11 protein-coding genes and 1 pseudogene are annotated in these 21,445 nt (G+C 72.3%); 6 read left to right on the top strand and 6 right to left on the bottom strand.

Annotation, left to right across the window (positions count from 1 at the left end; all coding sequences use genetic code 11):
- Positions 1–60: 60 nt before the first annotated feature.
- The 5 genes and pseudogenes from ACTMS9_RS26680 to ACTMS9_RS26660 form a co-directional block, all read right to left on the bottom strand.
- The gene (locus ACTMS9_RS26680; protein ID WP_441148753.1) at positions 61–1,380 is read right to left on the bottom strand and encodes a PLP-dependent aminotransferase family protein; all 1,320 of its coding nucleotides are present in this window, start codon (positions 1,378–1,380) and stop codon (positions 61–63) included.
- Between the two features lie 3 nt (positions 1,381–1,383).
- Positions 1,384–2,532: an alpha-hydroxy acid oxidase gene (locus tag ACTMS9_RS26675; protein WP_441148754.1), complete on the bottom strand. Its 1,149-nt coding sequence runs from the start codon at positions 2,530–2,532 to the stop codon at positions 1,384–1,386.
- Positions 2,533–2,653: 121 nt separating this feature from the next.
- Positions 2,654–3,574 (bottom strand): annotated as a pseudogene (locus ACTMS9_RS26670) (alpha/beta hydrolase); the annotation flags it as partial.
- Between the two features lie 8 nt (positions 3,575–3,582).
- Positions 3,583–4,800 carry a cytochrome P450 gene (locus tag ACTMS9_RS26665; protein WP_441148755.1) on the bottom strand — a complete coding sequence of 406 codons (1,218 nt, stop codon included), beginning with the start codon at positions 4,798–4,800 and terminating at the stop codon, positions 3,583–3,585.
- A gap of 62 nt (positions 4,801–4,862) precedes the next feature.
- Positions 4,863–6,152: an SGNH/GDSL hydrolase family protein gene (locus ACTMS9_RS26660; RefSeq protein WP_441148772.1), complete on the bottom strand. Its 1,290-nt coding sequence runs from the start codon at positions 6,150–6,152 to the stop codon at positions 4,863–4,865.
- Between the two features lie 359 nt (positions 6,153–6,511).
- Here ACTMS9_RS26660 and ACTMS9_RS26655 point away from each other — a divergent pair, with 359 nt between their 5' ends.
- The 5 genes from ACTMS9_RS26655 to ACTMS9_RS26635 all read left to right on the top strand — a co-directional run bounded on the left by ACTMS9_RS26655 (position 6,512) and on the right by ACTMS9_RS26635 (position 19,990).
- On the top strand, positions 6,512–8,071 hold the full coding sequence (locus ACTMS9_RS26655; protein ID WP_441148756.1) for a class I adenylate-forming enzyme family protein: 1,560 nt from the start codon (positions 6,512–6,514) through the stop codon (positions 8,069–8,071).
- Positions 8,068–9,342 (top strand): MFS transporter, encoded by a 1,275-nt coding sequence (locus ACTMS9_RS26650; RefSeq protein ID WP_441166286.1) that lies wholly within the window; start codon positions 8,068–8,070, stop codon positions 9,340–9,342. The genes ACTMS9_RS26655 and ACTMS9_RS26650 overlap by 4 nt, the downstream gene beginning before the upstream one ends.
- 118 nt (positions 9,343–9,460) lie before the next feature.
- Positions 9,461–18,823, top strand: a complete 9,363-nt coding sequence (locus ACTMS9_RS26645) for a SpvB/TcaC N-terminal domain-containing protein (protein ID WP_441166285.1) — start codon at positions 9,461–9,463, stop codon at positions 18,821–18,823.
- Between the two features lie 57 nt (positions 18,824–18,880).
- Complete coding sequence (locus tag ACTMS9_RS26640; RefSeq protein ID WP_441166284.1) at positions 18,881–19,345, top strand: hypothetical protein; 465 nt, start codon at positions 18,881–18,883, stop codon at positions 19,343–19,345.
- Between the two features lie 171 nt (positions 19,346–19,516).
- Positions 19,517–19,990: a nucleotidyltransferase domain-containing protein gene (locus tag ACTMS9_RS26635; RefSeq protein ID WP_441166283.1), complete on the top strand. Its 474-nt coding sequence runs from the start codon at positions 19,517–19,519 to the stop codon at positions 19,988–19,990.
- 125 nt (positions 19,991–20,115) lie between these two features.
- Here the strand turns inward: ACTMS9_RS26635 and ACTMS9_RS26630 are convergent, their stop codons facing one another.
- Positions 20,116–20,466, bottom strand: a complete 351-nt coding sequence (locus ACTMS9_RS26630) for a hypothetical protein (protein WP_441166282.1) — start codon at positions 20,464–20,466, stop codon at positions 20,116–20,118.
- Between the two features lie 786 nt (positions 20,467–21,252).
- Between ACTMS9_RS26630 and ACTMS9_RS26625 the strand changes: the two genes are divergently transcribed.
- The coding region (locus tag ACTMS9_RS26625; protein WP_441166281.1) for a YdeI/OmpD-associated family protein at positions 21,253–21,445 on the top strand (193 nt) is incomplete at its 3' end.

Genomic DNA, 21,445 nt, shown 5'->3' with positions numbered 1-21,445 from the left:
ATGGCCGCTCGATGGGGAGCCGACGGCCACCGGGGGTGGCGGATCGGCGACGGTGCGGTGTCATCCGGTGGGCAGCGGCGCGCGGTCGAGTTCGTCGGCCACCAGCGCGGCGAGCCGGTCCAGGCCGAGGTCGATCTGGTCCGGGGTGACCGCGCTGACCGACAGGCGCAGCGCGTTGACCGGCGCGCCGTCGTCGTAGAAGTGCGCCATCGGGGTCCACAGCACCCCGTAGCGCTCCGCCGAGCGGCGCAGCAGCGCGTCGTCGACCGGGAACGGCACGGTGACCACCGCGAAGAACCCGCCGGCCGGCGCGTTCCAGCGCACCGGCGAGGGGCCTGGGAACCGGCGGGCCAGGCCGGCGAGCAGGTGGCGCAGGTTGCGGGCGTACGCCGCCCGTTGGCGCAGGTTGGCGGTGACCAGCGAGCAGTCGTGTTCCAGCAGCGCCCCGCCGATGATCGCCTGGGCCAGCGGCGAGGTGTTCACGGTGACCATGCTCTTGATCTTGGCGAGCTGGTCGGCGAGGAGCCCGCCGGCGCCGTCGCGGCCGGCGACCCGCTGGTCGGCGACCACGTACCCGACCCGCGCGCCGGGCAGCACCGTCTTGGCGAACGAGCCGAGGTAGACCACCCGACGCCGGGTGTCCAGTGCCTTGAGGGTGGGCAGCCGGCCCTGCTCGCCGGCCGGGAAGAGGCCGTACGGGTTGTCCTCGATCAGCAGCAGCTCCTCCTCGGCGGCCAGGTCGAGCAGTCGCCGCCGATCCTCCAGGCTGACGCTGGCGCCGGAGGGGTTGGCGAAGTCCGGCATCACGTAGCAGGCCCGGGGCCGCAGTCCCTCGGCGCGGGCCCGGCGCACCTGGTCGCGCAGGTCGGCCAGGTCCACGCCGGCCGGGCCGCCGGCCACCGGCCGCACCGGCAGGTCCAGCAGGCGGGCCGCGCCGGTCAGCCCGACGTACGTCGGGGCCACCGCGAGCAGCACGTCCCGGGGCCCGGCGCGCAGCGCGCGCAGCACCAGGAACATCGCCTCCTGGCAGCCCACCGTGACGACGACCGCCTCGGGATCGACGTGGACGCCCTCGTCGACGGCGAGGTTGCGGGCGACCAGCTGATGGACGACGCCCTTGGTCCGGCCGTACTGGAACAAGGTGCGCCGCGCCTGCTCGGGGCCCTGCCCGAGGTCCTCGACGAGGTGCCGGCGGAACCGGTCCAGCCAGCGGCGCGGCGCGTCGTCGTCGAAGAACTCCTCGCACGGGCGGCCGGCGGCCAGCGACACCGCGTCCGGCCAGTGCTGGGCCACCTCGTTGAGGAAGTTCATCGAGGTCAACGCCGGGTCGTCGACAGCCGGGTGCAACGAGGCGAGGTCCAGGTCCACTGGTTCGTCCACGGCTCAACCTCCGGTCAGGGTACGCAGGTCGCGGGCCGCCGCCGGGTCGGCGCAGCCGGCGAGGGTGAGCGCGTCGCGCAGTTCGGTGGCGAGCAGCGCCAGCGCCGTCTCCGCGCCGGCCCGCCCGCCGGCCGCGAGGGCCCAGAGCATCGGCCGGCCCAGCAGCACCCCGGTCGCGCCGAGGGCGAGCGCGCGCAGCACGTCGGTGCCGCTGCGGACGCCGCTGTCCAGCAGCACCTCGGCGCGGCCGTCGACGGCGGCGACCACCTCGGGCAGCACGGTGGCGGTGGCGGGGGCGCCGTCGAGCTGCCGGCCGCCGTGGTTGGAGACCACCACGGCGTCCGCGCCGACCTGCACCGCCCGCACCGCGTCGCGCGGGTCGAGGATGCCCTTGACCAGCAGGGGCAGCGGGGTACGGTCCCGCAGCCAGTCGAGGTCGGCCCAGGTCAGCGCCGGGGCGAAGACCGCGCCGGTGTGCGCGGCGATCGCCGACACCCCGGGCGTGCCGGTGTGGGCGAGGTCGTCCCGGCCGCCGGGCAGGTTCGCGGCGGTGACGTCCGGCGGCAGCGCGAAGGCGTTGCGCACGTCGCGCCGCCGGCGGCCGAGCACCGGCACGTCGACGGTCACCATCAGCGCGGCGCAGCCGGCGGTGTGGGCCCGGTCCAGCAGGTCGGCGACCAGTCCCCGGTCGCGCAGCCAGTACAGCTGGAACCAGATTGGCCCGTCGCCGGCGGCGGTGACCTCCTCGATCGTGGTGCTGCTCAACGTGCTGAGCGCGTAGGGCACCCCGGCCGCGCCGGCGGCCGCCGCCAGCGCCGACTCGCCGTCGGGGTGCAGCAGCCGCTGGTACGCCATCGGCGCGACCGCCACCGGCATCGCCTGCTCCCGGCCCAGCAGCGTCGCCGCAGTGCGGGGATCGTCCACCCCGGTGAGCATCCGGGGCAGCACGGCGACCCGGTCGAGGGCGGCCCGGTTGGCGGCGAGGGTGGTCTCGGCGCCGCTGCCGCCGTCGACGTAGTCCCAGACACCCGGCGGCACCGCCGCCCGGGCCAGCTCGGCGAAGTCCCCCAGGCAGACCGGTGGTCGGTCGTCGGTGGGGCACGTCGGGGCGGGCCGGGGCGCCGGCAGGTCGGAGCGCACCGGGTCAGCCATCGGCCGGCCCACCCGTTCCCCGCGCGGCACCGGCGGCGAGGTCACGGGCCGACCCGCCGCCGGCGGCCGGGTCGGTGTCCGGCCGCGTGTCGTCGGTTGGCGATCCCGCGCCGGCCAGCGCGAAGCGGTCCCGCAGGAACGCGGCGGCCTCGTCCTGCGCCCGCCGGCCGGCGTCGAAGACGCCGGGCATCGCGAAGAACCCGTGGATCATCCCGCGATACCGGCTGAGCGTGACCGGCACGCCCGCCTCGCGCAGCCGCTCGGCGTACCGCTCCCCCTCCTGGCGCAGCGGGTCGTACTCGGCGGTGACGACCAGGGCCGGCGGAAGGCCGGTGAGGTCGGCGGCGAGCAGCGGGGAGGCGAGCGGGTCCGCCGCGTCGGCCGGGTCGGGCAGGTAGTGCCGCCGGTACCAGTCGACGGAGTGCCGGTTGAACAGCAGCGGGTCCTCGTCGCCGGCCGGGGCACGGTCGGCCCGCTGGTCGGTGTTCGGATAGACCAGCAGCTGCCCGGCGAGCCGGGGGCCGGTGGCGCGGGCCAGCAGGGTCACCGCCGCCGCCAGGTTGCCGCCGGCGCTGTCGCCGCCGACCACGAGGCGTTCCGGGTCCGCCCCGAACTCCTCGGCGTGGGCGGCGATCCACGCGGTCGCGGCGTGGCAGTCGTGCACCGCGGCGGGGAACGGATGCTCGGGGGCGAGCCGGTAGCCGACCGTGACGACCTGGCCGCCGGAGGCGTTGACCAGCCGGCGGCAGATGCCGTCGGCGGTGTCCACGCTGCCCAGCGTCCAGCCGCCGCCGAAGAAGTACAGCAGGGTGGGCAGCGGGCCGGCGCCGGCCGGCCGGTACACCCGTACCGGAAGGTCGCCGGCCGGGCCGGGAACGTGGGTGTCGCGTACCTCGTGGACCGGCTCGACGTCGCCGCCGCCGGCGCGGATCGCGGCGAGGTCGGCGGCGCGGGCCTCGGCGAGGGTCTGGGTGTACAGCGGCGGCGTGCCGGCCGCGGCCCGCGCGGCCCGGTACGCCACCACCTGGGGGTCGAGGGGCATGTCGTCTCCTATCCGCCGGTCGAGACGAAGAGCTTGTCGATGCCGCGCAGGAAGAGGCTCCCGCTGTAGGTCGGTGTCCGGGTGACCGTCAGCCGCGGGAAGCGGGCCAGCAGCCGGGGCAGGGCGAGCCGCCCCTCCAGCCGGGACACCGCGGCGCCGAGGCAGAAGTGCGGGCCGACGCCGAAGGCGAGCGAGGGCGGCCCGTCCCGGCGCGGGTCGAACCGGTCGGGGTCGGGGAAGCGGGCCGGGTCGCGGTTGGCGGCGGCGATCATCAGCAGGACGTTCTCGTCCCGCCGGACCGGTACGCCGCCGAGTTCGGTGTCGCGGGGCGCGGCCCGGGCCAGGAAGTGCACCGGGCACTCCAGCCGCAGCACCTCGTCCACGCAGCCCCGGGCGAGCGCGTCGTCGCCGGGCAGCGCCGCGACGACGTCGGGATGCGCGAGCAGCAGCGGCAGGCCGTTGCTGAACAGGTAGACGGTGGTCACGAAGCTGGCGTTGAAGAGCACGATCAGGTTGCTGATCAGCTCCTCCTCGGTCAGCGCCACGTCGCCGGCGTCCACCGCCTCGACCAGCCCGCTGATCAGGTCCTCGCTGGGCCGCGCGCGGCGGTGCGCGATCAGGTCCCGGTAGTAGTCGCGCAGCTCCTCGGCGGCCTGGTTGGCCTGGGCGAGGCGCTGCGGGGTCTTCCCGGCCACGTCCAGGAACTCGTCGATCCAGTCGACCCGCTGCCGGTACCAGGACAGGTCGGACTCGGGCAGGCCGATGAACTCGGCCATCACCAGCGCCGGCGCGGGGTACGCGAAGTCGGCCACGAAGTCCGTCTCGGTGCCGTCGGCGCCCGCCTCGGCCATCCGGTCCAGCAGCGTGTCGACGACCCGGACGATCACCGGTTCGAGGGCGCCCAGCCGGCGCGGGGTGAACGTCTTGGCGAAGACCGCGCGCATCCGGGTGTGGTCCGGCGGGTTGACGAACATCATCGAAGAGTTGAAGGTGCGCAGGATCTCCTGCTCCTGCCAGCCGGGCGGGGCCTGCTTGTACCACTGCGGGTCGCGCAGCACCTGGCTGACCAGGTCGTACCCGACGGCGACGGTGCTGATCGTGCTGTGCTCGGCGCGGCTCGGCACGGTGCTGATCGGACCGTGCCCGTGCAGGGCCGCGTACCACGGATAGGGGTTCTGCCGACCCTGCTCGCTGTAGAGGCCGGTCAGGATCTCGTCGACGTCCACGCTGCTGCTTCCTCCCCAGGATGGACGGTGGGGCGGCGGGTCACCCCGCCGCCCCACCGGTGTCACAGTCCGAGCAGTCGTAGCGGTACGGCGTCCGCCATCGCCTGGTTGCCGGCGTCGTTCGGGTGGATGTGGTCACCCGAGTCGTACGCGGGCAGCAGCCGGCCCGGCTGCGCCGGGTCGCGGAGCACCGCGTCGAAGTCGAGCACCCCGTCGAACTCGTGGGCGCCCGCACCGCGCAGCCAACTGTTGACCGCCTGCCGGGTGGCGTCCTTCTCGGGCGTCCACACCCCCGGGTTCCCGTGCCCCTCGTACGGGGTCAGGGTGGCCGCCAGGCTGCGCAGGCCGCGCGCCTTGACCTGCTGGTTGACCTGCCGCAGCGCGGCGATGATCTGCTCCGCGGAGTCGCCGGACATCCAGATGTCGTTGATGCCCAGGTGGGTGACGACGGTCTTCACCCCGGTCTGCGGGAAGACGTCCTCGTTGAGCCGGGCCAGGGCGTTCGGCCCCAGCTCGTTATAGCCGGGGAAGCCACCGGCGCCCGGCTCCGGGCCCTCGTGGTTGAGCCGGTTGCCGGCGAGGCTGAGATTGAGCACGCCGGGGGTGCGCACCTCGGGCCGGGCGTCGACGAGCCGGTCGGCGAGCAGGTCGGGCCAGCGCTTGTTGGCGTTGACCGTGCTGCCGTTGCCGTCGCCGATGGAGTCGCCGAGGACGACGATCGAGCCCGGGGTGTGCCGGCGCTCGACGTCCAGCCCGGAGAGGAACATCCAGCAGCAGTTGGGCCGGATGGTGAAGCCGGCGCCGTCGGCCGCGGTGGTCAGGTCGGTGGCGCCGATGAAGTTGGTGACCTTGGACTGGCCGTGGAAGGTGACCGGCCCGGTGAGCACCGGGAAGTGCAGGGTGACGACGAGGTCCTCCTGCTCCCGCACGGCGACGTCGAGCGGGTCGCTGAGCAGCTCGGCGCCCTTGTTGATGGTGGCCGAGGTGGCTCCGCCGAAGGTCAGCTCGCGCAGGGTGGCCGCGTCGATGTCGGACCGGTCGTCGGGGGTGCCGGTGTTCGGCCGGGCGACGGTGGCGTGGCCGACCTTGACTGCCTGGTCGCCGTAGAGGTTGGTCAGTCGCACGCGCAGCCGGTCGCCGCCGACGCTGGTGTGCACGATCATGCGGATGCTCTGGTTGTTGAGGCCGGTGTTGGTCAGGCCGACGGTGTTGCCGCGGGTGACCGCCGCGGCCCAGCTGCCCGCCCACTCGGCCCGCCCGTGCCGGGCGGTGTCGGTGTCGGTGTCGGACGGGCCGGCGCTGGCCACCACCGCCGGGGTGGCCACGACCAGCAGGGTGGCCGCGGAAGCTATGACGTGCCATCTCTTCGGGGTCGACATGGAACCTCCATCGTTGGCAGCCCGGAGTCGGCGTCCATGATCGGCACCGCCCGGACGATGGTCCAGAAACCTAGCCGCTGGCGCTGACGGGCGTCAATCAACCCGATCGACGTGATCAAATGTCCGGCGGGAGGCGCCGAACACCGTTCGGCTCTGTCCGGTCAGGACGTCCCGCCCCTAGGCTCGTAACCCGGCGGCGGTGCGGTCGCCATGCCGCGCACCCGTCGCGTCCCGGGCTCTGACCTGCCCGGATGCCATTGTCTGCCGGTCGCCGCGACGCGTCCCACCGGGCAGGTCGCGCCGGCCGCCACGCATCGACTGGGGGCTGTGCGATGACCGATCGACCGACCAGCTACGTGCACCAGGCGTTGGAGTTGTTCGCCGGTTTCGGCGACCGGGAGGCGCTGGTCGGCGACGGCCGGCGGCTCAGCTACACCGAGGTCGCCGACGAGGTGCGCGGGCTGGCCGGCGCGCTCGCCGCGCACGGCGTACGGCCCGGCGCGGCGGTGCTGGTGATGCTCGGCAACGCCGTCGAGGGGCCGCTGCTCCAGCTCGCGCTGCACCTGCTGGGCTGCCGGACGATGTGGATCGCCCCGGTCACCTCGCGCCGGGAGATCGACGAGTTCGTCCGGCTGGCCCGTCCCGACGTCTTCGTGCACGACGCCCGGGCCACCGATGGCCTCGGCGTCCAGATCGCCGCCTCGCTGCCCGGGGTGCCGGTGCTGCGCCTCGGCGCCGAGCTCACCCCCGGCGCCCCGGTCGAACTGCCCGACGCCGCACCCGCGCCGGAGTCGTTCCTGCAGACCAGCGGCACCACCGGCACGCCCAAGCTGGTGCACCACCGGGAGAGCTTCTACCGGCAGATCCTCGCCCTGGCCGCCGACTTCCGGGCCGCCGGGTTCCCGCTGCTGCGGCACCTGTCGCACTCGCCGATGTGGCTGGCCAGCGGGCAGATCACCACGCTGTTCAACCTCTTCACCGGTGGCGTGCTCTTCCTGCGCCAGCAGTGGGACCCGGTGGCGTTCATCGGCACCGTGGAGCAGGAGGGGATCAACTCCACCTTCGTCACCCCGCCGATGCTCTACCAGGTGCTCGACCACCCGGCCCTGGACGGCGCCGACTTCTCCGCCATGTTCATGTTCAACGTGGGCGCCGGGCCCGCCGCGCCGGCCCGGCTGCGGCAGGCGATCGCGCGCTTCGGCCCGGTCCTGCGCATCGTGTACGGCCTCAGCGAGGCCGTCGTGATCACCGCGCTGCCCGGCCTGACCGAGGACCCGGCCCACCCGGAGCGGCTGCGCTCCTGCGGCAAGCCGTACGGGGACGTGGCGATCGAGATCCGCGACGCCGACGGGCGGGTGCTGCCCCCGGGCGCCGACGGCGAGGTGTGGGTGCGCACCAACCTCAGCTTCGCCGGCTACCACGGCCAGCCGGAGCTGACCGCCGAGACGCTGGTCGACGGCTGGGTCCGGACCCGCGACATCGGCCACCTCGACGACGAGGGCTACCTCTACCTGGTCGACCGGTTGCAGGACCGGATCCTCACCCGGCAGCGCAGCTGGCCGATCTACTCCCGCCCGATCGAGGACGTCCTCGCCGGGCACCCCGAGGTACGCGCCGCCGCGGTGATCGGCGTACCCGACCCGGTCGCCGGCGAGCTGCCCCACGCGTACGTGGTGCGCGCGCCGCGGGCCACGGTGACCGGCGACGAGCTGATCGCGTTGGTGACCGCCGAGCTGAGCGAGACCTGGGCGCCCGGCGGGGTGGAGTTCCTCGACGCACTGCCGCTCAACCGCTCGGCCAAGGTGGACAAGCTGGCCCTGCGGGCCCGGCACGCCGCCACGCGGCCACCGGCGCCGGAGGCCACCGGAGCGGGGATCGGCAGCCCGGCGTGAAGCCGCGGCGGGAGCTGACCGTCCTGGTCGCCGCCGACCTGATCTCCAACCTGGGCAGCCGGATCTCGGTGGTGGCGATCCCCTGGCTGGTGCTGGAGACCACCGGCAGCCCGACGAAGATGGGCCTCGTCGCGGCGGCGGAGACCTTGCCGTACATGCTCTCCAGCGCGCTGGCCACGCCCTGGGCCGACCGGTTCGGGGTGCGCCGTACCTCGATCGTCGCGGACGCCGCGAGCGCGGTGGCGATGGCCGTGGTGGCGCTGGCGCCCTGGCTGGGGTTCGGCGCGCTGGTCGCGCTGGTCGCGGTCGCCGGCGGGCTGCGCGGCATCGGCGACCGGGTCAAGCACGTGATGTTCCGTCCGGCCGCGCAGCGCGCCGGGGTGCCGCTCATCCGGCTCACCTCGGCCTACGACGGGCTGGTGCGCGGGGTGACGCTCTTCGGCGCGGTGCTCGGCGGGCTGCTGATCGCCTGGGTCGGGGTGACGTGGGCGATCTGGATCGACGCGGCGACCTTCGCGGTCTGCGCGCTGCTGATCGGCGTCCTCGTGCACCCGCCGGCACCCACCGAGCCGGCGCCCCGGGAGCGCTACCTGCGGGCGCTGCGCGGCGGCTTCCGCTACCTGCGCACCGACCGGATGCTGCTGACGATGCTGGTGGTGGTCTCCGCGCTGAACATGTTCGCCAACGCCAGCGTGGCGGTCTACATCCCGCTCTGGGTGGCCGAGGTGTTCGGCGACCCGGCCGGCTTCGGCCTGGTGCTGGGGGTCTTCGCCGGCGGCGCGCTGCTGGGCAACGTGCTCTTCACCGCCGCCGGGCCGCGGCTGCCGCGGCAGCTGACCTTCGCGGTGGGCGCGGCGGCCAGCGGTACGCCCCGGCTGCTGGCGCTCGCGCTCAGCGACGAGCTGGTGGTGGTGCTCACCGTGACGTTCCTGTCCGGGATGGCGATCGCGACGGTGAACCCGCTGCTGGGCGCGGCGCTCTACGAGCGGGTCCCGGAGGCGTTGCAGACCCGGGTGATCGGCATCTCCGGCTCGCTGGCCTTCCTGGGGCTGCCCGTCGGCGCGCTGCTGGGCGGCTGGTCGGCGGCGGCGCTCGGGCTGATCCCGGCGCTGTGGGTGATGTCGGCGGCCTGCCTGGTGCTGACGGTGGCCCCGCTGCTGGTCGGCGGGCTGCGGCCGGGGGCCCGGGAACCTCGGCCGGCGGTGCCGCGCGGAGCCGGATCCGGGGCGGGCGTGCCGGCAAGGGAAGCCGCAGCGCCTCACGCTGAGTAGACGTTACATCTACTATCCGACAGTTTAAATGCTGCGATGGCCAATGTCGCCCGGCGCTGAGACCTGTCGATACTGCGTGAGCCCTCGTCCCACGTGTGCCGCCGAAGGGGTCTCGACCATGTGGCATCCTCCCCTCCCCGGGTTCCGCCTCCACGCTCTGACGAGCCGATGGACCAGGCTGCTGGCCGTCCTCGCGGTGCTCGCCCTCGTCACCTCCGGACTGTCCGCCTCGGTGGCGCGCCAAAGACCGGACCGCACCAGCACCCAGTCGGCGACCACGCCCGGCCCGGCCTGCGGCGAGAGCGCCGGCACCGCGGCGATGACCAACGTGGCGGCGACCCTGCCGGACTACCAGCAGGTGGTCGCGCCCGGGATCGCCGCCACCGTCTCGTACGGCGGGGCGAAGCTGGCCATCGGGCCGAAGGCGGTCCGGCTGCCGACCGGGATCGGCGTCACCGTCCTGCCGAAGGGGCTGACCCCGAAGCTGGACAGCGGCATGACCAACGTGACGGGCAAGACGAAGGGGGGTGGCTACCGGTTCACCCCCCACCCGCAGCAGTTCGCCGCCTCGATCCAGGTCACGCTGCCGTACGACCCGGCGCTGCTCACCGAGGAGTTCACCGCGCAGGACATCTACACGTACTTCTTCGACGACGTGCAGACCTGCTGGCAGGTCCTGGAGCGGGTGTCGGTGGACGAGGTCAACCACACCGTCACTTCGCTGACCGACCACTTCACCGACATGATCAACGCGACGGTGACGGTGCCGGAGCACCCGGAGGGCGTGCAGTTCAACCCCAACCAGATCAAGGGCATCCAGGCCGCCGACCCCGGCTCCGGGATCAACCTGATCGCCCCGCCGTCGGCGAACAACCAGGGCGAGAACCACCTGGCGTACCCGATCCAGGTGCCGCCGGGCCGGCAGGGACTGACCCCGCAGCTCGGGCTCTCCTACAGCTCCTCCTCCGGCAACGGCTGGACCGGCGTGGGCTGGGACCTCTCGGTGCCCAGCATCTCGGTGGACACCCGGTGGGGCGTGCCCCGGTACGCCGGCGCGACCGAGACCGAGACGTACCTGCTCAACGGCGAACAGCTCACCCCGGTGGCGCACCGGGGCGCGCCGGTGGCCCGCAGCGCCGAAAAGGTCTTCCACACCCGGATCGAGGGCAGCTTCGCGCGGATCGTCCGGCACGGCACGAACCCGAAGAACTACACCTGGGAGGTCACCGACAAGAACGGCATCCACTGGCACTACGGCGCGGTGGCGGGTGCCGACGGGCCGGCCACCGACGCCAGCCTGGCCGACGACGCGGGCAACGTCTTCCTCTGGTCGGTCCGCGAGGTGCGCGACCCGCGCGGCAACTTCATGCGCTACCACTACGCCAAGGTGGCCGACACCGGCCTGGCCGGCGGCAGCGTGCCCGGCCGCAACCTCTACGTCGACAAGATCACCTACACGGGCCAGGGCACCAGCGAGGGCCGGTACGCGGTCAGCTTCGACCGGGACCGCGAGCGGGGCGAGGCGCTGCGCGTCGACACCTCCATCGACGCCCGGGGCGGCTTCAAGCGGGTCACCGCGGACCTGCTCCGCGAGGTGAAGGTCACCCTCGACGACAGCCTGATCCGCCGCTACGAGTTCACCTACAAGCGGGGCGCGTTCGCCAAGACGCTGCTCGACGCGGTGATCCAGTACGACGCCGACGGCCACGAGTTCAACCGGCACCGGTTCAGCTACCACGACGACATCCGCGACTCCGCCGGGCAGTACCAGGCGTTCCGGGCGCAGCCGTGGACCTCGCCCGGTGACGGGCTCAGCAGCGCGGCGCTGAACCTCACCCCGGAGCAGGCCGGCAACGCCAGCGCGCTGAACGCCAACACCAACACCAGCGGCGGCGGCCACCTGTACGTCGGCGTGGGCAGCTCGCCGAGCAAGTCCGGCTCGGTCGGCGTGAAGGTCGGCTTCAGCCACGGCAGCGACAAGGGGCTGCTGGCGCTGGTGGACGTCGACGGCGACTCGCTGCCCGACAAGGTCTTCCGCGACGGCGGGTCGGTGAAGTACCGCAAGAACCTCTCCGGCCCCACCGGTGAGGCGACGTTCGCCGCCCAGGCGCAGCCGCTGAACCTGCCGGGGATCATGGGCGAGTCCAGCAACACGCTGACCCTGGGCGTGGAGGGCTACCTGGGCGCGGCCGCCGCGCAGCTCGACTACGTCAACTCGTTCGCCACCACCGAGCAGTACTTCAGCGACGTCAACGGCGACGGCATCCAGGACCTGGTCAACGGCGCCAGCGTGCTGTTCGGCCGGGTGGGCGCCAACGGCGTCCCGGTCTACGGGGTCAGCGGCGACACCCCCGTCCCGATCGGCCAGGGCGAGGTCGACGCGACCGGCCTGTTCGACTCGTTCAACGCCGACCGGGACCGGCTGACCGACTCGTTCCCGCTGCTGGACAGCGTCCGCCGCTGGGTGGCGCCGTACGACGGCACGGTCAAGGTCGAGGGCGCGGTGCAGCTGCCCCCCGGCACCGCCGCCGCGCGCGCCGAGTCGCGTACCGCCGACGGGGTCCGGGTCGCCGTGCAGAAGGAGGGCACGGAACTCTGGTCGGCCCGGATCGAGGCCGACGACGACGGCGCGAAGACGCCGACCGGCGTGGACGCGGTCACCGTGTCACGCGGCGACCGGCTCTACTTCCGGGTCGGCTCGGCCGCCGACGGCGGACTGGACGAGGTGACCTGGGACCCGAAGGTCAGCTACGTCGGCGTGGGCGACCCGCTGGACGCCAACGGCCTGCCGTCGTACCGCTTCCAGGCCTCGCGCGACTTCACCCTCGGCGGCCGGGCCGCCACGGTGAAGGTGCCGCTCACCGGCACCATGCACCTCTCCGGTGACCTGGTGAAGGCCGGCGCCACCTCCGACGACGTGACCGTGCTGATCACCCGCAACGGCACGCCGGTACTGGAGCAGACGCTGGCCGCCGGCACCACCGGCAGTGTGCCGGTCAACCTGGACCTGGACGTCCAGCAGGGACAGACGCTGCAGTGGCGGATCCGGGTCGACTCTCCGGTCGACGTGGACAAGCTGACCTGGACGCCGCGGGCCTACTACACCGCCGCGCCGGGGGTCGACCGGCTCACCGACGCCAACGGCAAGCCGTTCATCGACGTGCACCCGCCGTACACCCTCGACCTGTTCCCGGTCGACGGGCTGACCGCGCCGCAGTCGGCGTACACCGTCACCAGCGGCGGGACACTGAGCGTGGAGCCGACGTTGAGCTTCGCCTTCGGCGCCGAGCACCCCACCGCCCGGGTGGCGTTCACCGTCAAGCGCCGCGGCGAACTGGTGGCCAAGCGGTACTTCCAGGTCAACAACGGGGTGCTGACCTCGCCGGGGGCCTTCGACATCGCCGCCGACACCGGTGACGAGCTGTGGTTCGACTTCAGCACCACCGACCCGAAGCTGCGCGCGTTCCTCACCGGCCAGTCGGTCACCGTGGGCGGGTCGAGCGCGCCGAGCGCCTTCCACAGCGCGGCCGAGGAGGGCGCGTTCCCGCAGCCGTACCGGGGTTGGGGCGCGGTCGGCTACAACGGCAACAAGGACCGGGCGACCCAGCCGATCAACCAGGACGACCTGGTGGTCGACGAGCACTACGGCGACCAGCTCCCGGACAGCGTCGACCCGCAGGCGCAGAAGGACGACTTCGCCGCCGACCCCCGGGTCGACCCGCCGAAGGTCACCCCGTTCACCCCGTCGCCGCAGGACGGTCGGTGGGGCGCCGGTGAGCACTCCTGGATCGCCCGGAGCAGCGTCAGCAGCTCCCGGCTGGGCGTGGACTCGATCAACCTGCCCCGGCCGCAGGACTTCGCCGGGGCGACCGCGGTGCCCCGGCTGTCCCGGTCGCAGCAGGTCTCGCTGACCGGCAGCGTCGGCGGCGGCATCGGGTCGATCGGTGGCAGCCTGGCCACCGGCGACAGCACCGGGCAGGTCGACTTCCTCGACCTCAACGGCGACCAGTTCCCCGACGTGGTCGGGGCCGGCGCGGTGCAGTACACCGACCCGGACGGCGCGCTCGGCGACACCCGGGGCACGCTGCCCGACGGGGCGGTGCGGCGCAGCACCAACGTCTCCGGCAACGCCAGCGCCGGCAGCGCGGCCCGGACCATCTCCACCGGCCGCGGGTACGACAGCCCACCCGGCACCTCCGCGGCCACCAGCGCCCAGTCCGGCAACGACATGCCGCCGCTGGGCGTGGGCGGCAGCTTCGGCGGCACCCGCTCCGACGGGGCGTTCGACCTGCTCGACGTCAACGGCGACAGCCTGCCCGACCGGGTGTACGAGAACGGCAAGGTCGCGCTCAACCTCGGGTACGCCTTCGCCGCCGCCGAGCAGTGGCGCAACCCCGCCGGCCTGAACAAGGGCAGCGGCACCAACGCCGGGCTGAACATCGGCTTCAACACCGACTTCTACGGCTTCGCCGGTGGCGCCTCGTTCAGCCAGGGCCGGTCCTCCTCCGCCGGCACGCTCGCCGACATGAACGGCGACGGCCTGCTGGACCAGGTCCTCTCCGGCAGCCCGATCCGGGTCGGCTTCAACACCGGCAACGGGTTCGAGCCGCCGGTGCCGTTCCACGGCAGCCTCACCGACGTCAACGGCGACCGCAACGCCAAGCTGGGCGGCGGCGTCTACTTCACCTTCGGCATCTGCTTCACCGTGGTCTGCGTCGTGATCAACCCGGGCGCGGACATCGCCACCGGCGCCAGCCGTACCGAGCAGGCGCTGCGGGACATCAACGGTGACGGGTACGCCGACCACCTCTCCTCCACCCGGGACAACCAGCTCGTGGTGGCCGAGAACCGGACCGGCCGGACCAACCTGCTCGCCTCCGTCGACCGTCCGTTGGGCGGCCGGATGGAGTTCGACTACACCCGCGACGGCAACACCTACGGCCAGCCGCAGTCGCGTTGGGTGCTGGCGAAGGTCTCGGTGAACGACGGCCGGCCCGGTGACGGCCAGGACGTGCAGCTGGTCACCTACGACTACGACGGCGGCGTCTACGACCGACGGGAGCGGGAGTTCCGCGGCTACGGCACGGTGGTGGAGAAGCACCGCGACCACGCCAACGGCGACGCCGTGGGCCGCAGCGTCACCCGCACCTTCCGCACCGACAGCTTCTACACCAAGGGGCTGCTGGAGCAGGAGCTGACCGCCGACGGCGCCGGCAAGCCGTACCAGGAGACGGTGCAGACCTACACCGCCCGCAACGTCTCGTCGCCGGGTTCCCCGGCCGACCTGGCCAGCACCACCGCGACGCTGTTCCCGCAGAACTCCCGCACCGACGTGAGGTACCACGAGGGCGCGGCCAGCCCGGGCAAGACCACCTACGTCACCCGGGAGTACGACGACGTCGGCAACCTGACCCGGCAGTTCGACGCCGCCGACGCGGGTGCCGCCGACGACCTCGACGCGCGGATCGTCTACACCTCGCAGGATCCGGCCTGCCAGGCGGCGTACCTGGTCGGCATGCCGAAGCAGATCGACGTACGCGGCGACGGCACGCTGATGCGGCACCGCGAGTCGACGATCAACTGCACCACCGGCGATCTCACCCAGGTGCGGGTCGCCCTCGCCGACGGCACGACGGCCACCACCGACCTGGAGTACTTCGGCGACGGCAACCTGAAGTCGGTGACCGGCCCGGCCAACCAGGCCGGCCAGCGGTACCGGCTGGACTACACCTACGACGACGTGGTCGACACCCACGTCGAGTCGATCAGCGACAGCTTCGGCTACCGGTCGACGGCCACCCACAACCTGAAGTTCGGCCTGGTGGAGACCACCACCGACTTCAACAACCAGCAGATCCGCAACACCTACGACGCGGTCGGGCGGCTCGACCAGGTCTCCGGGCCGTACGAGATCCCGGAGAACCGCTTCACCATCGACTTCGAGTACCACCCGGAGGCGGCGTACCCGTACGCGGTCACCCGGCACGTGGACCGCGAGGCCGACGGCGGTGTCCGCGACGACACCATCGACACGATCACCTTCGTCGACGGCCTGAACCGCACCACCCAGACCAAGAAGGACGCCGCGGTGCCGGCCACCCCGGACGGCGCGCCTGAGGACGTGATGGTGGTCTCCGGGCGGGTGACGTACGACTTCCTGGGCCGGGCGGTGAAGAGCTGGTACCCGGTGACCGAGCCCAAGGGCGCCGGCAACCTCACCTTCAACCCCGCGTACGACCCGGTCACCCCGACCGAGGTGCGCTACGACGTGCTGGACCGGACCACCCGCACCACCTTCCCGGACGGCACCGCCACCACCATGGAGTACGGCTTCGGCCCGGACCGGGACGGGGTGACCCAGTTCGAGACGGTGGTCACCGACGCCAACGGCAAGTCCAAGCGCACCTACACCGACGCCCGGCAGATCACCACGGCGGTCAAGGAGTTCAACCCGGCCGGCGGCCAGCCGGTCATCTGGACCAGCTACCGCTACAACCCGATCGGTGAGCTGGTCGCCGCGACCGACGACAAGGGCAACGTCACCCGCTCGACGTACGACAACTTCGGCCGGCGTACGTCGCTGACCAGCCCCGACTCCGGCACCGTCACCTCCACCTTCGACCTGGCCAACAACCTGGTCCGCAAGGTCACCAGCAAGCTGGCGGCGGTGTCGAAGGCGATCGAGTACGACTACGACTACACCCGGCTCAAGGCGATCCGGTACCCGGTCTTCCCGGCGAACAACGTCAGCTACACCTACGGGGCTCCCGGGGCGCCGGAGAACGCGGCCAACCGGATCACCGACGTGGTCGACGGCGCCGGCAAGGTCAACCGCCGGTACGGCCCGCTCGGCGAGTTGGTCAAGGAGACCCGCACCACCCCCGCCCAGGGCAGCCACATCCAGACCTTCACCACCGAGTACCGGTACGACTCGTTCAACCGGATGCTCTCGATGACCTGGCCGGACGGGGAGAAGCTCTCCTACCACTACAACAGCGGCGGCCAGGTCGACTCGGCCCGGGGCGTCAAGGGCGAGTTCAGCTACGACTACCTGAAGCGGCTGGACTACGACAAGTTCGAGCAGCGGATCCTGCTGGACACCGGCAACGGCACCCGCACCCGCTACTCGTACAACACCGAGGACCGGCGGCTGAGCAACATCCAGGCGAAGCTCTCCAACGGCTACGTGTTCCACAACCTGGACTACAGCTACGACAACGTCGGCAACATCATGTCCATCGCCAACGACACGGTGGCCCCCAGCGGCCCCGAGGTCGGCATGCAGGTCGGCGGTCCCAGCAAGCAGAGCTACACCTACGACGACCTCTACCAGCTCACCCACGCGGAGGGCAGCTACCAGCCGCGTACCCCGCAGACCGACCGCTACCGGGTCGACCTGAAGTACGACAGCCTGCACAACATCACCAGCAAGAGCCAGACCCACGAGCTGGTCAGCAACGGCAACACGATCGTCGAGGGCAAGCTCAGCTACAACTACGGGTACGCCTACGGCAGCGCGAAGCCGCACGCGCCGACCAGCATCGGCATCTACACCTTCCAGTACGACGAGAACGGCAACCAGATCAGCCGGGAGCAGCAGCCCCGACCGCGCCGGCAGATGATCTGGGACGAGGAGAACCGCCTCGCCTGCAGCCACGAGAACGTGCAGAGCAAGACCCTGCCGCAGACCCCGGCGTCCTGCGACAACGCCGGCGGCACCCCGAACAGCGCCCGCTACTACTACGACGACCAGGGCAGCCGGGTGGTCAAGGACGGGGCGCAGTTCCACATCTACCCGAACCAGAACTACTCCACCCGGGGCAACCAGCAGTTCAAGCACGTCTACATCGGCCAGGACAAGCTCACCACCAAGCTGGTCGAGCCGGACTTCCGCCGCGAGGACCGGCAGTACTACTCGCACAGCGACCACCTCGGGTCGACCGGGTTCGTCACCGACGACCAGGGCGGCATGAGCGAGCACCTGCAGTACTTCCCCGGTGGCGAGACCTGGGTCAGCGAGCACTCCTCGCAGCCGGTGCCGCACCGGTACACCGGCAAGGAGTACGACCAGGAGACCAACCTCTACTACTACGGCGCCCGCTACTACGACCCGCGTACCCAGGTCTGGCAGACGCCCGACCCGGTGCTGGAGAACTACCTGGAGGGCACCCCGAACGGCGGCGTGTACGCGTCGATGAACCTGGCGCTCTACACGTACGCCTACAACAACCCGATACGCCTGGGTGATCCCGACGGCAGATTCCCCTGGAACAGGGTGCTCGGCGGGGTGAAACTCGTCGGCGGTGTCGCCGAGGCAGCCGCGGGCGTGGCACTCGGGGCCGCGACGAGCTGGACGGGTGTGGGCGCGGTCGCCGGTGGCGCGGTGGCGGTGCACGGTGTCGATGTCGCCATCAGCGGTGCCCGGCAGTTGTTCAGCGGCGAGGAGACCAGCTCCTTCACCAGTTCGGGCCTGCAGGCGGCCGGGGTCAGCAAGTCGAACGCCGAGCTGATCGACGCGGGAATCTCGATCGTCGGCAGCGCCGGCGCCAGCATGGCCACCTCGGCGATCAAGGGAGCGGCCACCGCGGCGCCGAAGGTGGCGGCGGCCGCCGCGGACGACGTCGCGGCCCGCGCGGTGCCCAGCACCGCGGAGAAGGTGGTGGAGACGGCCGCGAAGATCCCCTGTGTCGGCAACAGCTTCGCCGCCGGCACCCGGGTGGTGATGGCCGACGGCAGCACCAAGCCGATCGAGGACGTCCGCACCGGCGACCTGGTCCTCGCCGAGGACCCGGAGACCGGTGAGCGCGGACCCCGCGAGGTGACTCACCTGATCATCGGCCAGGGCGTGAAGCACCTGGTCGACGTCGAGGTCAACGGCGAGGTCATCACCGCCACCGACAAGCACCCGTTCTGGGTGGTGGGGGCCGGGGCCTGGGTCGACGCCGGTGAGCTCGCGCTCGGGGACGTCGTCCGGCTGGCCGACGGCCGCACCGCCATGGTGGACGGGCTCACGCCGTACACCCGGGTCGACCGGGTGCACAACCTGACCGTCGCGGGCATCCACACCTTCTACGTGGTGACCGGCGACGGCCGGGCGGCCGACGCGGTGCTCGTCCACAACTCGGGTCCGTGTTCGGTGAACGCGAAGGCCCTGGCGGGGAGCCTCACCGCGGCGAACGTGGTCCGCCCGGCGGAGACCGCCGCGCACCACATCGTGGCCAGCGGCGCCAAGGCGGCGGCACCGGCCCGGGCGCACCTGACCAGCCTCGGGGTGGGCATCAACGAGGCGGCGAACGGCGTCTACCTGCCCCGGTTCGTCAGCTCGGCCAACCCGCTCGGCGCGGCTGTGCACTCCACCACCCACAGTCCGGCCTACTACGCCGAGGTCAACCGGTTGATCCTGCAGACGAAGACCGCGGCCGAGGCACGCAACGTGCTGGCGTACATCGGTAAGCAGTTGGCGGCCGGGCCGTGGCCGTAGGCCGACCCGCCGACGCCCGGGCCCGCGCCGCCGGGCCCGGGCGGGCAGGATGACGGCATGACCCGACGACTGCCGATCGAAGCCGCCGAGGCCGCCTTCCGCGACCTCGGCGGCTTCGCCGCGCCGGACTCCACCGTCCCGCCGCCGGCCCGGCTGCTGGACGCCGTGCGACGCTTCGCCGCCGTCGAGTTCGAGGTGTCGACCGAACTGCCTGAGCAGGACGGCCTGCTGTTCCAGTACGCGACGGTCGGCGCGACCGGCGACGCCGCGTTCGTCCTGAGCGTCGTGCGCCAGTTCGAGGTGGTCGACGCCGACGGCGACCACGAGGGGTACGTCCAACTGCACGCCGAATACCGGTTCGGGCCGGACCCGGAGTGGACCGGGCACCACGAGGACTGGTGGTTCCGGGGCGGGCCGGAGCCGTTCGACGACTGGTTCGCCCGGATCTCGGCGCACCCGGTCTGGGGCCGCTTCACCCACTCGCCGCCGACCGAGTTCGAAATCTGGCAGGAAAGCGTCTGAACCATTGCCCGAACGCCCCGGGCCACCCTGACCACCACCCCGCCCCCGCTCTGTCGATCATGAAGTTGTCGCCCCGCCGCCTGGCGTGTCGTGGCCAACAACTTCATGATCAACGGGCGGGCGGGGGGCACCCTGCCAGGGCGCGTCGGCACCGTCTGGCAGGCTGGCCGGGTGGACGCAGACGAGGTGAGTGCGTTGCTGACGGAGTTCGCCGGGCACGGGCTGCGGGCCTGGGTGGCCGGCGGTTGGGCGGTGGACGCGGTGGTCGGCCGGCAGACCCGACCGCACAGCGATCTCGACCTCGCCGTCGACGCCGCCCAGCAGGCGGCGGTCCTCGCCCTGCTGCACCGGCTCGACTTCGCCGTGACCGTCGACTGGCTGCCGGTCCGCGCCGAGCTGACCGCGCCGGACGGCCGGCGGGTCGACCTGCACCCGGTGGCGTTCCGGCCGGACGGCAGCGGGGTCCAGGAGGGACTGGACGGCGCCAGCTTCGGCTACGCCGCGGACGGCTTCGCCGAGGGCACCATCGGCGGGCGGCCGGTGCCCTGCCTGTCGGTGGCCCAGCAGCTGCGCTTCCGGGAGGGCTACCCGCCGCGCGCCGTCGACCAGCACGACATCGCCCTGCTCCGGGCCGTCGTCGGCTGAGTCAGCCCACCGCCCCCTGGCGCTCGTCGCCGGTGTCGAAGAACCGGGTCAGGCACCACTGCCCGTCGGCATCCTCGTCCACCGGGCCAGTCTGCCACCGCGCCGCGACGCCCTCTGGCGGGGAGTCAGAGGTACGCCCCGCCCTCCTCGGTGACGCGGGCGACCAGCAGGCCGATCCGGACGGGGCCGGGCAGCCAGGTATCGACGCCGCCCACCTCGGCGCGCAGGTGCTCACCCTCGACCCGCGCGCCGCCATTCCAGGGTGCCGGCCAACTGGTGAACCGCCGCACCTCGAGCAGACCGTCGGCGGTCAGGCTCACCAGCGCCCCGGCGAGCGCCGGCACGGCCTCCTCGACCGTCGGGGACCTCGCCCCGTTGTCGAGCCAGGCGTCGGCGATCTCGGGCAGGGGCGCGTCGCCGTCGGACTCGTGCAGTACGAAGTACTCCACCTGGGTCAGGCCGGTCCGCTCCCTCATCCGTCCATTTTCTCCTGTTCGCCGCAGCACCCGCATTCGGCCCCAGCCCGGGCGGATCGTGAGGCTTCTGCACCTTGCGAGGCGGCTGGGACAGCCCTGCCCAGAGCTTCACCGAACTCCTCGTTCCAACCGGATGATCAGAAATACGCTCATGGCTCCCCTCTGTGTCAAGACAACGCTGGGAGCGGGGTTCTAAGCTGGGTCTCGGCGGGTCCGGGAGTGACTTCTCCGAAGAGCCGGCTTGGGGATGCGAGTTGGTCACGCTGGAGTCAGTTGTCGTTCCCCGGTGTCCTCCCGGGCCCGTCGCCGCGGCGGCCGCGGCGTCGTTGATCATTTGTCGGTAGACGATGTCGGACAGGCGTCTTTTCAGCGCGCGCATTGCCGGCGCGGGAGAGCCGGTGGCGTATCTGCTCGCCGGACGATGTGATAGGGGGCAAAGTGGACGCTCCGGAGGGCTCACCCGAACGCTGCGAATCACTCTTGCCGCTGGTCCTTCGCGTAACCGAGCGGGCGCGGTCCAGGCTTGATCAGGTGTGCACATCTGCCGCAGACCGAGCGGTTGAGGTCGCTGCTGGATCGCCGGGCGTCGCCGGCTCGTACGGGCGTCTGGCGGCCACCGTGGATGGCGCTGGCGATTGTCAGAGGCCCGTGGTCGTGGACGACGCTCGCCGCACCGGCACGTGCACGAGGAGTCCGACAGGCCGGCCCGACGTCGAGACCGTCCTGAGCATCGAGGTCCTGCCCCCGACGGCCCGCCGAGCGACAGTGCAGCGATAGCCTGCCGTCATGGCGAGCGCTGAACTGGATGAGTTGATCGTCGCGGACGCCGACGCGCTGCGCGCGTGGTTGTCGACCAACCACGCCACGTCGCCCGGTGTCTGGCTCGCCCTGACCAAAAAGGGCGGCACAGTCACGACGCTGACCTGGCAGCAGGCGGTCGACGAGGCCCTGTGCTTCGGCTGGATCGACGGGCAGGCCC

Origin of the sequence: Micromonospora sp. L31 (assembly GCF_052068075.1) — a bacterium.
GTDB lineage: Bacteria > Actinomycetota > Actinomycetes > Mycobacteriales > Micromonosporaceae > Micromonospora > Micromonospora purpureochromogenes.
Note: the sequence above shows the minus strand (reverse complement) of the source record. Positions and strands in the feature narration are given on the sequence as shown.

Bases quoted from the DNA above. Each gene is read 5' to 3' on its own strand.
- ACTMS9_RS26640 (WP_441166284.1), top strand. From the start codon at position 18,881: ATGACCCGACGACTGCCGATCGAAGCCGCCGAGGCCGCCTTCCGCGAC.
- ACTMS9_RS26655 (WP_441148756.1), top strand. From the start codon at position 6,512: ATGACCGATCGACCGACCAGCTACGTGCACCAGGCGTTGGAGTTGTTC.
- ACTMS9_RS26675 (WP_441148754.1), bottom strand. From the start codon at position 2,532: ATGGCTGACCCGGTGCGCTCCGACCTGCCGGCGCCCCGGCCCGCCCCG.
- ACTMS9_RS26645 (WP_441166285.1), top strand. From the start codon at position 9,461: ATGTGGCATCCTCCCCTCCCCGGGTTCCGCCTCCACGCTCTGACGAGC.
- ACTMS9_RS26630 (WP_441166282.1), bottom strand. From the start codon at position 20,466: ATGAGGGAGCGGACCGGCCTGACCCAGGTGGAGTACTTCGTACTGCAC.